Below are 12,465 nucleotides of genomic sequence, written 5' to 3'. Positions count from 1 at the left end.
GCCCTTTACCCGATCTGAACCAGCACTTTGCCGGCGTCGACCTTGACCGGATAGGTCCTTAGGTTGACGCAGACCGGCGCGCCCCTGGCCGCGCCCGTCTTGTAGTTGAAGCGGCCATTGTGCTTGGGGCATTCGATGATGTCGTCCATCACCAGCCCGTCGGCGAGATGCACCTTCTCATGCGTGCAAAGTCCGTCGGTGGCGAAATAATCGTCGTCAGGGCTGCGATAGATGGCGAAGGTACGCCCGCCATGATCGAAGCGCATCACATCTTCTTCGTCGATGTCACCGGCGGCACAGGCCTCGACCCAATCGCTCATTCAGTCCTCCCCTGGAGTTGTCGGATGTCATTCCGCCGCCGCGGCGACGATGTCGTTGTGGAATTCCTCGCGGTACGGCCTGGCGGTCGGCGGCAGCTCGCGCTTGAGGAAATAATCCTCGTTGCGCAGCTGGCGGCGGAAGGCCGGGATCATCTCGCGGTAACCGGCCAGGATCGAGGGCGTCGGCGCCGGCAAATCGTGCTTGATCAGCGCGTGCAGCCTGGGCAGCGCATGGTAGGGCACCATCGGGAACATGTGATGCTCGACATGGTAATTCATGTTCCAGTAGATGAAGCGGCTGATCGGGTTCATGTAGACGGTACGGCTGTTCAGCCGATGATCGGTGACGTTGTCGGCAAGGCCGCCATGCTGCAGCAGGCCGACCATCACATGATGCCAGGCGCCGTAGAGCCGGGGCAGGCCGACCAGCATCAAAGGCAGGAACGACCCGGTATAGAGTGCCAGCGCGACAGTCGCTGCATAGATCGCCGTCCAGATGCGGGCAATATGGATCGCCTTGGGCTGCTCCTGTTCGGGAATGAAGGTTTTTTCCGCAGCGCTGATGTTGCCTGCGGCGTTGCGCAGCATGTCCGACATCGCGTGCCAGGCGTCGAGCACGCCGACAAAACCGAGGACGAGGCGCGCCAGGTCCGGCGGCCGCATCACCGAGATCTCGGGATCGCGGCCGACGATGATGGTGTCGGTGTGATGGCGCGTGTGGCTCCAGCGCCAGGTCACCGGGTTGCGCATGATCATGAAACAGGCGATCTGATAGACCGCGTCATTCATCCACTGTGTGCGGAACGCGGTTCCGTGGCCGCATTCGTGCCAGCGTGAATCGGTCGACGAGCCGTAGAGCACGCCATAGACGAAGAAGAAGGGCACGCACCACCAGCTACCCCAGAACCAGGCACCGCCGGCGCCGCTGACGATGAGGGCGGCCAGCCAGATCGCGGTGTCGCGGATCGCCGGGCCATCGGAGCGCTGCATCAACTCCTTCATCTGCTTGCGGGGAATGTCGGTGTGATACCACTCGGCCGCCGACAGGCCGTTCTCGACGGCAAGCCGGGCGTCGCGGCCGATCAGGCTGTAGTCACGCCGGGACGGCGCTGCGGTCATGATTGCCTCCCAAGGCAACGGGCTCGATACCCAGAAATAACGCCGCGCCATGATAGACTCAACATCACAAAGATAGTTTCTATCATTTCCTATCAAAGTAAGGTATCGATATCAGGCAATCGAGCGAGGGCGATCATGGCGAAACGGCCGACCATCACTGATCTGGCGCGCGTCTCCGGCGTCAGTGTCGCCACGGTGGACCGCGTGCTCAACAATCGCTTGCCGGTGCGCGAGGAAACGGCGCGCCGCGTCTACGAGACCGCGACCGAGATCGGCTATCATGCCGCCGGCCTGATCAAGCAGAGGATGCGCCACGAGCTGCCGGAATACCGGCTGGGCTTCCTGCTTTTGAGAGGCAACGACGTCTTCTACACGGAGTTCGCGCGGCAGCTCGAACTCGCGGTGTCGCAATCGCAGCGCTTCCGCGGCGTCGCCATCATCGACTTCGCCAGTTCGCTGACGCCGGATGAAATCGTCGAGCGCACGCGCAAGCTGGCGGCCAAATGCAGGGCGGTCGCCCTGGTCGGGCCCGATCATCCGGCGCTGACGGTCACCGTCGAGGAGATGAAGGCCAAGGGATTGCCGGTCTTTTCCCTGCTGTCCGACTTCGCGGCCGGCATTCGCGAGGGCTATGTCGGCCTTGACAACCGCAAGGTCGGCCGCACCGCGGCCTGGATGATCTCCAAGGCGGCGAAGCGGCCGGGCAAGGTTGCGCTCTTCGTCGGCAGCCACCGCTTCCACGGCCATGAACTGCGCGAGATCGGCTTCCGCTCCTTCTTCCGCGAGCAGGCGCCGGACTTCACCTTGCTGGAAACGCTGGTCAATCTCGAGGCCAACCAGATCACGCAGGACACGCTGCTCGACCTGCTCGGCCGCCACCCGGACCTCGTCGGCTGCTACGTCGCGGGCGGCGGCATGGAAGGCGCGGTCGCGGCGCTGCGGCAGGCTAGGCCCGCCGAGATGCCGGCGGTCGTCTGCAACGAGATATCGGCGGTCTCGCGGTCCGCCCTGGCGGACGGGGTGCTGACCATGGTGATCTCCACGCCGCTGGCTGCCTTGTGCCGCGAACTGCTCGGCCTCATGGCGCATGCCATCGAGACGGGCGCGGCCAACGCACCCGGCCAGACCTTCCTGCCGTTCGACATCTACCTGCCCGAGAACATCTAGCGAGCTTTGGCCTAAAGCATAGCGCCCGACCTGCATCCAAATTGACGCATTACCGATCGCTAATATATACATACCCAATGGACGGGGATGGGTTTGGGTACATCGCTTTTGGGAGCGACGAGCTCTATGCGCGTGGCGCGCTCTTCAGCGCGCTTCGCTTGCTTCACTATTGCCCGGGTGCCAGGATCACGGTGCTGACCGACCGACCCTCCATTTTCGACGGCTATCCCATCGAAGCGATCGAGCTCACGGCCCAGAGACAGACCGAGATGTCCTTCGGCAATCGATACAGATTTGGCATCAAGGCCGCCGGCATCATCGATCTGCTTCAACGTTGCGAGCGCCTGTTCTTCATGGATGCGGACATGTATCCGACCGGCGACATATCGCGCTGTTTCAACCGAATTTCAGCCTTGTCCTCGATAATGTGGCGGTGCGAAGGGCGCCCAAAGGCTCCCTATCGCTCGCTCGAAGGCGGGGGGCTCTCCATTGGAGGCCGCATCCTGATCGGAGATGAAACGATGTGGGCGAGCGGCGTCCTTGGCGTTCATCATCACAACATTCCGGCGCTGGAGCGAGCATACGCGGCCAGCGAGAAAGTCAGTGAAATCGTGCATTTGCACACCCCGGAACAATTCTGTACCGGCGTCGCGCTATCCCAGGATGGGCGAACGATCAGCCGCCACTGGCTGCCGATCCGCAACTACAGTACCAGGGGAAAGAAGCTCCATGCCCGAAGGCGAATTGGAGCTTTCTTCGATCTCAACGGCAAGCTCAGTGTCGAACGGCAGGTGAAGCAGGCGGCGTCGTGCAGGGTCTGGAGAGCGCCGCTCGATCTCTTGTTGCAGAGAGACATCTGGCATTTCTGAACGCCATGCCATCGCCCGCCGACGGCATCCAAGGAATGGACCCGGCGCGCAGACGCCGTCGGCTCCGCACCGCATTCCCGTGTCCGCCAAAATCGCACATCCGGTTCTGGAATCTCCCTTGACGCCTCCCGAGCAAATGGAATAAATATTTCACCAGTCACGTATTTTGGTTCTTTCGTTCCGGAACATCTGTTTCATCAAGAGGCCTTGGCGTTCCAGCAAACGGCAGGCGCAACCCGGGGAGAGAGACGGTAATCGGGAGAGATTCCCCAGGCAGAACGGGGATTCCGGAGAGATCGGTGCAACCGGACACCAAAAGTGGAGGAGAAATACAATGAAGAAACTGCTTTTGGGCGTCGCCTTCGCGGCGCTGATGAGTTCATCGGCCATGGCCGCCAAGATCGGCGTGTCGATGGCCAAGTTCGACGACAATTTCCTCACCGTGCTGCGCAACGGCATGATCGAGCAGGCCAAGGGCATGAGCGGCGTCGAGTTGCAGGTCGAGGACGCGCAGAACGACGTCGCCAAGCAACTCGACCAGATCAAGAACTTCGCCGCTTCGGGCGTCGACGCCATCATCGTCAACCCGGTCGACACCTCGGCCACGCAGGCGATGTCGGATGCGGCGGCCGCGGCCAAGATCCCGCTGGTCTATGTCAACCGCCAGCCGGTCAATGTCGACACGCTGCCAGACAACCAGGCCTTCGTCGCCTCGAACGAGGCCGATTCCGGCACGCTCGAAACCAAGGAAGTCTGCCGCCTGTTCAAGGAAGCCGGCAAGAAGGAAGCCAATGTCTATGTGATCATGGGCGAGCTTTCCAACCAGGCCGCCGTGCAGCGCACCAAGGACATCGACGATGTCATCGCCACACCGGACTGCAGCTTCATCAAGATCATCGACAAGCAGACCTCGAACTGGGATCGCGACCAGGCGCAGAACCTGATGACCAACTGGCTGTCGACCGGCAAGAAGTTCGACGGCGTCATTGCCAACAATGACGAAAGCGCCATCGGCGCCATCCAGGCGATGAAGGCCGCCAACATTGACATGAAGTCGGTTGTCGTCGGCGGCGTCGACGCCACCCAGGACGCGCTTGCCGCCATGCAGGCAGGCGACCTTGATGCCACCGTCTTCCAGGACGCCGCCGGCCAGGGCGCGGGGGCGCTGGATGCCGCGCTGAAGCTCGCCAAGGGCGAGAAGGTCGAGCACAAGGTCTATGTCCCGTTCCAGCTGGTCACGCCGGCCAACATCGACAAGTTCCTGAAGAAGAACTGAGCCGCGGACATACGGAGCGGCGCTCTCGCGCAGCGACAGCGCCGCTCCGCTTCCCTCGGGGCCCGAAGGTGCTCGGGGAACGACCGCGGCTGACGGAGGATAGAAGAATTGGCACAGACATCTCACGGCGTCGGCGGGGTCAGCTATGACGCCAGGAAGCGCACATGGCCGGCCGAATTCAACGTCTTCCTGGCGCTCGTCATCCTCGTCGTCGTCTTCGAATTGATCGGCCGGGTCTTTCTCGGCGACAGCTTCCTGTTCAACACCCGCAGCGACGTCTCCGGCCTCTTCAACGAGGCGCGCCTGCAGATCATCATTCTGCAGGTGTCGATCGTCGGCATCATCGCCATCGGCGTCACGCAGGTGATCATTACGGGTGGCATCGACCTGTCCTCCGGCTCGATCGTCGGCGCGACGGCCATGATCGCCATGAGCTTTGCCCAGGTCGCGACCGTCAACGGCAATCCCAACCCTAAGGCGATGTTTCTGGCCCAAGGCTGGACCGACCTCCCCGTGATCGTCCCGGTGCTGGTGGCGATCGGCTGCGGCCTGCTCGCCGGCCTCGTCAACGGCGCGCTGATCGCCTACACGCGCATCCCGCCCTTCATCGCCACGCTCGGCATGATGGTGACCGCGCGCGGCATCGCCAAATGGTGGTCGAAGGGCCAGCCGATCTCGTTCCCGACGGACAGTTTCGCCGCCATCGGCAAGGGCCTGATGCCCGTCATCATCTTCCTGTCGCTGGCCGTGCTGTTCCAGCTGATCATGACCTACACCAGATATGGCAAGCACTGCTACGCGATCGGCTCCAACGAGGACGCCGCGCGCATGTCTGGCATCAAGATCGCCAACCACAAGATCCTCGTCTATGTCATCGCCGGCATTCTCGCCGCGCTCGCCGCCGTCGTGCTCTCCTCCAAGAACCTCACCGCCCAGGCCGGCATGGGCGTCATGTACGAACTCGATGCCATCGCCATGGCGGTCATCGGCGGGGTCTCGCTGTCGGGCGGCCGCGGCTCCATCATCGGCACGGTGATCGGCGCGCTGATCTTCGGCGTCATCATCTCCGGCTTCACCTTCCTGCGCCTCGACGCCTACTACCAGGAGATGGTCAAGGGCGTGATCATCGTCGGCGCGGTCGTTCTCGACCAGTGGCGCCAACGCATGCGGGCATTGAGGGCTTGACCATGCCAGATATCTCCACGACAGACATCGTCCTGAAGACCGAAAACCTGACCAAGCGCTATGGCGGCGTGCATGCGCTTGAAGGCGCCAATTTCGAGCTGCGCAAGGGCGAGCATGTCGCCATCATGGGTGACAACGGCGCCGGCAAGTCGACCTTCGTGCGCCAGATCACCGCCGTCGAGCAGCGGACCAGCGGCCAGGTCTGGTTCGATGGCAAGGAAGTGAATTTCGCCGGACCGATCGAGGCCCGCGAGGCGGGCATCGAGACGGTGTTCCAGAACCTGGCGCTGGCCGACGACCTCGACGTGCCGTCGAACCTGTTCCTCGGCCGTGAAAAGGTGCTGTTCAATCTCGGGCCATTCTCGATCCTCGACCGCAAATACATGCGCAAGGCAACCGAGGCGGCGCTGGTCCGCACCGCGGTCAAGATCCCCAACCTCTCCAACACCATCCGCCATATGTCGGGCGGCCAGCGGCAGTGCGTGGCGATCGCCAGGACGGCGACCTTTGCCTCCAAGCTGATCATCATGGACGAGCCCACGGCGGCCCTCGGCGTGCAGGAGACGGCGCAGGTCGAAAACATCATCCGCACGCTGAAGGACAATGGCGAGCCGCTGATCCTGATCAGCCACAACATGCGCCAGGTGTTCGACCTTTGCGACCGCATCGTGGTGTTCCGGCGCGGCCGCATCGTCGCCAATCTGCGCAAGGAAAATACCGACGGGCAGGACATCGTATCCTATATCACCGGCGCCAAGACCGGCGAGGCGGAACTCGCGGCCTAAGGGCCGGGCTCGGAGGCGATGGTCATCGCCTTCCCGTCGATTTGTCTTGACCGGAAAATCATTCAGCGCCCATGACCGGCGCCCCGCTTCGAACCATCCCCAGAGGAAAATACCCATGACTGTTCGCTTCGCCCTCCTTGGTGCCGGCCGCATCGGCAAGGTCCACGCCCGCGCCGTGGGTTCCAACCCCCAGGCAAAACTGGTCGCCGTGGCCGATGCCTTCGAGAAGGCGGCGAGCGAATTGGCTGTTGCCTATGGCGCCGAGGTGCGCAGCATCGACGAAATCGAGAAGTCCAAGGACATCGACGCGGTCGTCATCTGCACGCCGACCGACACCCATGCCGATTTGATCGAGCGCTTCGCCAAAGCCGGCAAGGCGATCTTCTGCGAGAAGCCGATCGACCTCGACGTCAAGCGGGTCGAGCAGTGCCTGGCCGTTGTCGACAAGGCCAAGGCGACGCTGATGGTCGGCTTCAACAGGCGTTTCGACCCGCATTTCGCCGCCGTGCGCAAGGCGATCGACGACGGAGCCATCGGCACCGTCGAGATGGTCACCATCACCTCGCGCGACCCCGGCGCTCCGCCGCTCGATTATATCAAGCGCTCGGGCGGCATTTTCCGCGACATGACCATCCATGATTTCGACATGGCGCGCTTCCTGCTCGGCGAGGAGCCTGTCGCGGTCAGCGCGCACGCCTCGGTGCTGGTCGACAAGAAAATCGGCGAAGCCGGCGATTTCGACTCGGTCAGCGTCATCCTCGAAACGGCTTCGGGCAAGCAGGCAGTCATCTCCAATTCGCGCCGCGCCACCTATGGCTACGACCAGCGCATAGAGGTGCACGGCTCGAAGGGCATGGTGGCGGCCGAGAACCAGCGGCCGGTGTCGATCGAGCTCGCCAACGAGAAGGGCTACACGCGCCCGCCGCTGCACGACTTCTTCATGACCCGCTACCTCGACGCCTATGCCCTCGAGATCGCCGCCTTCATCGCGGCGGCGACATCAGGCAAGAAGGCGGCGCCGAGCGGCGCTGATGGCCTCGTGGCGCTGAAGCTGGCCGATGCGGCGCTGAAGTCGGCGACCACGGGCAAGACCATTCGTCTCGACAAGTAAGAACCGGACCCAACGCACAGGAGCAGAGCGATGAGCGCATCCGCCGATCGCAATTCGAATACACGCGCCATCGTCACCGGCGGTGCGCAAGGCATAGGATTCGCGGTCGCCGAAGCGCTGGCCGACGAAGGCTGCCGGGCGCTGGCGCTCATCGGCCGCTCGCAGGAGAAGGGCGACAAGGCAGTCGCTCATTTCAAGAAATCAGGTGTCGACGCGATCTTCATCAGCGCCGACGTCTCCAAGGTTGCCGACTGCAAGCGCGCGGTCGCCACCGCGCTCTCGCATTTCGGTACGATCAACGCCCTGGTCAACGCCGCCGCCACCTCGGCGCGCGGCTCGCTGGTCGAGACCTCAGAAGAGCTGTTCGACCAGATCTTCGACACCAATGTGCGCGGCCCGTTTTTCCTGATGCAGGGCGTGGTGGCGCATCTCTTGGAGAAAAAGGCGCCCGGATCGATCGTCAACGTGCTGTCGATGTCGGCGCATACCGGGCAGTCTTTCCTGACGCCCTATTCGACCAGCAAGGGCGCGCTGATGACGCTGACCAAGAACGTCGCCAACGCCTATCGCTTCAACCGCATCCGCTGCAACGCCGTGCTGCCCGGCTGGATGGATACCGAGGGCGAGGACATCGTGCAGAAGAAATGGCACGATGCGCCCGACGACTGGCTGGCGAAGGCCGAAGCCGCGCAGCCGATGGGCCAATTGGTCAAGCCGGACCAGCTCGCGCGGCTGATCAGCTACATGGTCAGCCCGCAATCGGGCGTCATGACCGGATCGCTGGTCGACTACGATCAGAGTGTCGCCGGGTCGTCGCCGGAGTAGGTTCATGCGAGCGATCTGCGTGGCGCACCTTGAACCTATCCTATGTCTGTCTTTGTGAAATCCTGACCGGTGTAGAGCAAAGCCAAATTATATGCCTTGCAACAGGCGTAGGAAAAGCAATCGCCCATATTGAGCTGCGCCGGCGAATCGACACCCTTGCCGTAACTGCGTGCGGCTTCGATGGCGAGCCGCCCGACTTCGGCCGAAATGAGGACCTCGCTGATTCCCAAATCCTGCACGAAACGGTCCACCGCCGCATTCGCCTTTGCGACTGCCGCCGGTTGGATGGGTGAAGGCAGGGGGGTCTTTGAACGCGCCAAGGCCATTGCGGTCTCGAAACGAACGATCGCCGAAATGAAGAAAGGCCCGCCATGGGCATCCATCCGGGCGGCGAGTTCTCCTGCCGTGGACTCCGGACGCAACAGAGCGACGACCGCCGAAGCGTCAATGAACAAGCTCATAGCCCCCCTGAAAGCTCGTCCGAATAGGCTCTCATGTCGAAGTCAGGATTATCCGCTCCGATTTCGCCAGCCATTCTGACTGCCTCCGCCAAGCGTTCCGACACAGTTTGGGCACTGCGGGCGCGCTCAATTTCATGCGTCAGGGCCCGGCGAACCGCCTCGGCTTTGCTCGGCGCCTTCGTGAGGCGCTGCACCTCAAGTACCAGCCGGTCGACTTCCCGGTCCTTCACATAAAGCGGCATTGGAGCATATCCTTTTTGGAATATCCAACATATACCTTCTTACATATTCAAACAAGGTCGCTATCAGGTGCGTGACATTCAACGCAAGTTCAGCTATAGCCGACGCATGATCAACCTGACCGCCACGTATTGGTACTTTAGGAGCTCGCTGGCGGCGGGAGGATTGCGCTCGATCTGAAGATTGCAGCAACAAGATCCGAACAGCCGCCAGACCTGGCGGCTTTTTTGTTTCAGCCGGCAGGTTCCCAAACAGGAGCAGAAAGCCGTGTTGACCACCACAGACGACCTCCGGGTCAAGGAACTGAGACTGCTGAGCACGCCGGACGAGGTGATGCGCGAGATACCGCGCTCACTCACGGCGACACGCACCGTTGCCGCCTCGCGCAACGCCATTCACTCCATCCTCACCGGGGCCGACGATCGGCTTGTTGTCATCGTGGGCCCTTGTTCCATCCACGATCCGGTCGCGGCCGTTGATTATGCCAGCCGTCTGGCGGCGCTGCGCGAGGCTCTGTCCGACCGGCTCGAGATCGTCATGCGCGTCTATTTCGAGAAGCCGCGCACCACGGTCGGCTGGAAAGGCCTGATCAACGATCCCGACCTGGATGGCAGCTTCAACATCGACAAGGGGTTGCGGATGGCACGCAACGTGCTTTCCGCCGTCAACAATCTCGGCCTGCCGGCGGCGACCGAATTCCTCGATATGACCACGCCGCAATACATTGCCGACCTCGTCGCCTGGGGCGCGATTGGCGCGCGCACGACCGAGAGTCAGATCCATCGCGAGCTGGCCTCGGGTCTCTCCTGCCCGGTCGGCTTCAAGAACGGCACCGACGGCAATCTCAGGATCGCCGGCGAGGCGGTGAAGTCGGCCGCCCAGCCGCATCATTTCATGGCGGTGACCAAAGGCGGACGCAGCGCCATCGCGGCGACCACCGGCAATGAGGATTGCCATGTCATCCTGCGTGGTGGCGTTCAGCCCAACTACGATGCGGCACGCGTCGAAGCCGCATCGGTCGAACTCGTCCGCATCGGTATCGCCCCCCGTCTGATGATCGACGTCAGCCATGCCAACTCAGCCAAGAAGCCGGAGAACCAGCCCAAGGTCGCGGCCGATGTCGCGGGCCAAGTGGCGGCTGGCGACGAGCGCATCATCGGCGTCATGATCGAGAGCAATCTCGTCGCCGGCCGGCAGGATGTCGTGCCCGGCAAGCCACTGGTCTACGGCCAGAGCATCACCGATGGCTGCATCGACTGGGCGACCACGGAGACGGTGCTGCACGGCCTTGCCGGCGCCGTGGAATGGCGCCGGTCGGCGCGCCGCAACTTGCTGGACAGCCGGCAAGGCGCCGCCTGATCTGGGGGAGCATAAGGGCGGCGCTTCCAGTTTCAGTCCAGGACCATGCCGCTCCTAGGCCCCGCAGCGCTCACCTCCTTGCATGTCACCGATCCGCGTGTTACATACTGAACCAAATGGTTCAGTATTCTCCTGCCCGCCTGGATGCCTCGTTCGCCGCGCTTTCGGACGCCACCCGACGCGGCGTTTTGGAGCAGCTCGGCCGTGCGGATGCCTCGATCACGGACTTGGCCCAGAAATTCCATATGACCCTCACGGGCATGAAGAAGCATGTCGGCGTTCTGGAGCAGGCAGGCCTCGTCACGACGCGGAAGGTCGGACGCGTGCGGACCTGCAAGCTCGGCCTGCGCCGCCTGGAGGAGGAGACGGCATGGATCGAGAGATACCGCCAGCTCTGGGCCGCACGCTTCGACGAGCTGGACAAGGTTGTCGAGGAAATGAAACGGAAGGAGGAAGCCGATGGACGAAACAAGAGCGAATGAGCCCACCCCCATGCAGAACCGCACGACGGTGGAACGGAAGTCCGACCGCGAGCTGGTCGTCACGCGAAGCTTCGACGCGCCGGCCCGCATCGTGTTCGAGGCCTGGACAAAGCCCGAGCTGTTCAAGCAGTGGTGGACGCCGAAATCGATGGGCATGTTCCTGCGTTCCTGTGAGATGGATGTTCGTGTGGGAGGCGGGTACCGCTTGGTGTTCGGGCATGATGACTCGCACCCCGCCGAGTTCTTCGGCAGGTATCTCGAAGTGACACCGCCCTCTCGCCTCGTCTGGACCAATGACGAAGGTGGTGACGGTGGACCCGTGACCACAGTGACCTTCGAGGAAAAAGGCGGCAAGACGCTGCTGGTCATGCACGAGGTCTATCCCTCGAAGGAGGCCCTCGACGCCGCCGGTACCGGGGCGGCGGATGCGATGGCCGAGACGTTCGGGCAGTTGGACGAGCTTCTCGCCACGCTGCGGCACGGCGCCGCCTGATCCGGCAGGCGCCAGAAGGCGGCGGTTCGGTTCAGCCCGAGACTACGCCGCCCTCAGCCCTTCCCATGCGGTGAACACGGAGACCGCGAAGAGCAGCAGCCCGGCCGCCCGGCCGGCAAGGATGGTCACCCGTGGATTGGCGATCAGAAGCTTGCGGCTGCGGCCGGCCGATATTGCGAGCCCGCCATAGACCGCGGCCTGCGTCAGCACGGTCAGCAGGCCCATGATCGTCGCCTGCATCCAGATCGGGCCGTAGTCCGGTTTCAGGAACTGCGGATAGACGGCGAGCACGAAGAGGTAGGCCTTCGGGTTGATCAGGCAGGTCACCAAGCCCTGGCGAAACGCCTTCCATGCCGAGCGGCTGCCGGCGGGGCTCTCGTTGCCGACGGTGATGGAGCTGCGCATCAGCGTGATGCCGATGAAGGCCATGTAGGCGGCGCCCGCTAACAGCAGCGGCTTGAACAGGATCGGCAAGAAATGCATCAGCAGGCCGACGCCGATAGCGCCGTTCAGCGTGTGCACCATGCCGCCGACCATGATGCCGCCGGTCGCGGCAAGACCCCTGTCGCGGCCGCCGGTCAACGCATTGGCAAGCACGAACAGCATGTCCATGCCTGGAACGGCGATGATGCCGAACAGGAGGATAAAGAACAGCCAGAGATTTTCAGCATAGCCCATGTCAGTTGCCTGTTGTCCCGCTCGGCCAGCCTCGGCGGAACCTGTTGATTTTCAAATCGATAGGCAGTCTTATAGGCAGGCCCAACTGACGATGG

15 protein-coding genes are annotated in these 12,465 nt (G+C 62.8%); 10 read left to right on the top strand and 5 right to left on the bottom strand.

Annotated elements, in window-relative coordinates; translation table 11 throughout:
* Nucleotides 1-5: 5 nt before the first annotated feature.
* Nucleotides 6-320 carry a MocE family 2Fe-2S type ferredoxin gene (locus tag LB554_RS09255; RefSeq protein WP_015314574.1) on the bottom strand — a complete coding sequence of 105 codons (315 nt, stop codon included), beginning with the start codon at nucleotides 318-320 and terminating at the stop codon, nucleotides 6-8.
* Nucleotides 321-347: 27 nt separating this feature from the next.
* Complete coding sequence (locus LB554_RS09250) at nucleotides 348-1,439, bottom strand: fatty acid desaturase family protein (RefSeq protein WP_224584203.1); 1,092 nt, start codon at nucleotides 1,437-1,439, stop codon at nucleotides 348-350.
* 135 nt (nucleotides 1,440-1,574) lie between these two features.
* Between LB554_RS09250 and LB554_RS09245 the strand changes: the two genes are divergently transcribed.
* The 7 genes from LB554_RS09245 (at nucleotide 1,575) to LB554_RS09215 (ending at nucleotide 8,657) form a co-directional block, all read left to right on the top strand.
* Nucleotides 1,575-2,606, top strand: a complete 1,032-nt coding sequence (locus LB554_RS09245; protein WP_015314572.1) for a LacI family DNA-binding transcriptional regulator — start codon at nucleotides 1,575-1,577, stop codon at nucleotides 2,604-2,606.
* 191 nt (nucleotides 2,607-2,797) lie between these two features.
* On the top strand, nucleotides 2,798-3,475 hold the full coding sequence (locus LB554_RS09240) for a hypothetical protein (RefSeq protein ID WP_224584201.1): 678 nt from the start codon (nucleotides 2,798-2,800) through the stop codon (nucleotides 3,473-3,475).
* Nucleotides 3,476-3,809: 334 nt separating this feature from the next.
* Nucleotides 3,810-4,751 (top strand): sugar ABC transporter substrate-binding protein, encoded by a 942-nt coding sequence (locus tag LB554_RS09235; RefSeq protein WP_015314570.1) that lies wholly within the window; start codon nucleotides 3,810-3,812, stop codon nucleotides 4,749-4,751.
* 108 nt (nucleotides 4,752-4,859) lie between these two features.
* The gene (locus LB554_RS09230) at nucleotides 4,860-5,936 is read left to right on the top strand and encodes an ABC transporter permease (RefSeq protein WP_224525057.1); all 1,077 of its coding nucleotides are present in this window, start codon (nucleotides 4,860-4,862) and stop codon (nucleotides 5,934-5,936) included.
* A gap of 2 nt (nucleotides 5,937-5,938) precedes the next feature.
* Nucleotides 5,939-6,721: an ATP-binding cassette domain-containing protein gene (locus LB554_RS09225; RefSeq protein ID WP_015314568.1), complete on the top strand. Its 783-nt coding sequence runs from the start codon at nucleotides 5,939-5,941 to the stop codon at nucleotides 6,719-6,721.
* Nucleotides 6,722-6,836: 115 nt separating this feature from the next.
* On the top strand, nucleotides 6,837-7,832 hold the full coding sequence (gene iolG / locus LB554_RS09220; RefSeq protein ID WP_140791873.1) for an inositol 2-dehydrogenase: 996 nt from the start codon (nucleotides 6,837-6,839) through the stop codon (nucleotides 7,830-7,832).
* A 30-nt stretch (nucleotides 7,833-7,862) separates the two neighbouring features.
* Nucleotides 7,863-8,657, top strand: coding sequence for an SDR family oxidoreductase (locus LB554_RS09215; RefSeq protein WP_224584200.1), 795 nt, complete (start codon nucleotides 7,863-7,865; stop codon nucleotides 8,655-8,657).
* A 35-nt stretch (nucleotides 8,658-8,692) separates the two neighbouring features.
* On the opposite strand, the gene LB554_RS09210 is transcribed toward LB554_RS09215, so the two are convergent.
* Nucleotides 8,693-9,118: a type II toxin-antitoxin system VapC family toxin gene (locus tag LB554_RS09210; RefSeq protein ID WP_224584198.1), complete on the bottom strand. Its 426-nt coding sequence runs from the start codon at nucleotides 9,116-9,118 to the stop codon at nucleotides 8,693-8,695.
* Nucleotides 9,115-9,360: a type II toxin-antitoxin system VapB family antitoxin gene (locus tag LB554_RS09205; protein WP_015314564.1), complete on the bottom strand. Its 246-nt coding sequence runs from the start codon at nucleotides 9,358-9,360 to the stop codon at nucleotides 9,115-9,117. The genes LB554_RS09210 and LB554_RS09205 overlap by 4 nt, the downstream gene beginning before the upstream one ends.
* Before the next feature lie 265 nt (nucleotides 9,361-9,625).
* Between LB554_RS09205 and LB554_RS09200 the strand changes: the two genes are divergently transcribed.
* The 3 genes from LB554_RS09200 (at nucleotide 9,626) to LB554_RS09190 (ending at nucleotide 11,692) form a co-directional block, all read left to right on the top strand.
* Nucleotides 9,626-10,717, top strand: coding sequence for a 3-deoxy-7-phosphoheptulonate synthase (locus tag LB554_RS09200; protein WP_224584196.1), 1,092 nt, complete (start codon nucleotides 9,626-9,628; stop codon nucleotides 10,715-10,717).
* A gap of 116 nt (nucleotides 10,718-10,833) precedes the next feature.
* Complete coding sequence (locus LB554_RS09195) at nucleotides 10,834-11,199, top strand: ArsR/SmtB family transcription factor (protein ID WP_140615371.1); 366 nt, start codon at nucleotides 10,834-10,836, stop codon at nucleotides 11,197-11,199.
* The gene (locus LB554_RS09190; protein WP_140824246.1) at nucleotides 11,177-11,692 is read left to right on the top strand and encodes an SRPBCC family protein; all 516 of its coding nucleotides are present in this window, start codon (nucleotides 11,177-11,179) and stop codon (nucleotides 11,690-11,692) included. The genes LB554_RS09195 and LB554_RS09190 overlap by 23 nt, the downstream gene beginning before the upstream one ends.
* A 42-nt stretch (nucleotides 11,693-11,734) precedes the next feature.
* Here the strand turns inward: LB554_RS09190 and LB554_RS09185 are convergent, their stop codons facing one another.
* Nucleotides 11,735-12,370, bottom strand: coding sequence for a LysE family translocator (locus LB554_RS09185; protein WP_224584194.1), 636 nt, complete (start codon nucleotides 12,368-12,370; stop codon nucleotides 11,735-11,737).
* Nucleotides 12,371-12,465: the final 95 nt, after the last annotated feature.

The sequence above is a fragment of the Mesorhizobium sp. CO1-1-11 genome (assembly GCF_020164995.1).
Taxonomy (GTDB): Bacteria; Pseudomonadota; Alphaproteobacteria; order Rhizobiales; family Rhizobiaceae; genus Mesorhizobium; species Mesorhizobium australicum.
The sequence above is the reverse complement of the archived record's forward strand: the minus strand, read 5'-3'. Positions and strand labels throughout refer to the sequence as shown.

What these genes read in the sequence shown, in the direction of transcription:
- LB554_RS09255 (WP_015314574.1), bottom strand. Translation starts at nt 320, where the DNA reads ATGAGCGATTGGGTCGAGGCCTGTGCCGCCGGTGACATCGACGAAGAA.
- LB554_RS09250 (WP_224584203.1), bottom strand. Translation starts at nt 1,439, where the DNA reads ATGACCGCAGCGCCGTCCCGGCGTGACTACAGCCTGATCGGCCGCGAC.
- LB554_RS09245 (WP_015314572.1), top strand. Translation starts at nt 1,575, where the DNA reads ATGGCGAAACGGCCGACCATCACTGATCTGGCGCGCGTCTCCGGCGTC.
- LB554_RS09235 (WP_015314570.1), top strand. Translation starts at nt 3,810, where the DNA reads ATGAAGAAACTGCTTTTGGGCGTCGCCTTCGCGGCGCTGATGAGTTCA.
- LB554_RS09225 (WP_015314568.1), top strand. Translation starts at nt 5,939, where the DNA reads ATGCCAGATATCTCCACGACAGACATCGTCCTGAAGACCGAAAACCTG.
- iolG (WP_140791873.1), top strand. Translation starts at nt 6,837, where the DNA reads ATGACTGTTCGCTTCGCCCTCCTTGGTGCCGGCCGCATCGGCAAGGTC.
- LB554_RS09215 (WP_224584200.1), top strand. Translation starts at nt 7,863, where the DNA reads ATGAGCGCATCCGCCGATCGCAATTCGAATACACGCGCCATCGTCACC.
- LB554_RS09210 (WP_224584198.1), bottom strand. Translation starts at nt 9,118, where the DNA reads ATGAGCTTGTTCATTGACGCTTCGGCGGTCGTCGCTCTGTTGCGTCCG.
- LB554_RS09205 (WP_015314564.1), bottom strand. Translation starts at nt 9,360, where the DNA reads ATGCCGCTTTATGTGAAGGACCGGGAAGTCGACCGGCTGGTACTTGAG.
- LB554_RS09195 (WP_140615371.1), top strand. Translation starts at nt 10,834, where the DNA reads ATGGTTCAGTATTCTCCTGCCCGCCTGGATGCCTCGTTCGCCGCGCTT.
- LB554_RS09190 (WP_140824246.1), top strand. Translation starts at nt 11,177, where the DNA reads ATGGACGAAACAAGAGCGAATGAGCCCACCCCCATGCAGAACCGCACG.
- LB554_RS09185 (WP_224584194.1), bottom strand. Translation starts at nt 12,370, where the DNA reads ATGGGCTATGCTGAAAATCTCTGGCTGTTCTTTATCCTCCTGTTCGGC.